The organism is Pedobacter sp. ASV12, assembly GCF_016429155.1.
Classification (GTDB): domain Bacteria; phylum Bacteroidota; class Bacteroidia; order Sphingobacteriales; family Sphingobacteriaceae; genus Pedobacter.
This window is the reverse complement of record NZ_JAELUC010000327.1, coordinates 1-408: the sequence shown is the minus strand read 5'-3', so window position 1 is coordinate 408 and position 408 is coordinate 1. Positions and strand designations below refer to the sequence as shown.

1 protein-coding gene is annotated in these 408 nt (G+C 36.3%); it reads right to left on the bottom strand.

All coding sequences use genetic code 11. The features are described 5' to 3' along the window. The coding region (locus JHD69_RS20530) for a hypothetical protein (protein ID WP_199142167.1) at positions 1 to 408 on the bottom strand (408 nt) is incomplete at both ends.

Here is a 408-nt window from a genome sequence, read left to right as displayed (position 1 = left end):
AGCAAGTGCTTTCTCTAATAAAAATCTACCAATTGCATTAACTAAAATCTCCCTTAATTTATTCTCAGACGGTATATTAGCTACAGAGATAATCAGCACATCCTTTGCACTATCTGGCATTAAAAATTCTTCAACTTTTGAAGTAAATTCATTCTCTGCTTTAGATTCCTCCGTAAAACCAAACGTGGACTTGAAAGATTCATTACTTAAGGTTACCAATATCCTCGATATCATCGACTGGCAAAATCCGGATGCCGCTTGGTCAGCAGTCCCATAATTACCATCACCAGTGCCAAAATCTCTCACACATTCATTGAACACTTGAAAAGGCAATGCATTTATATCAAATCCACATGATACATCAAAGACTGAAATATTTTCTTTGTATGCGGCGATGATTCGTTTACG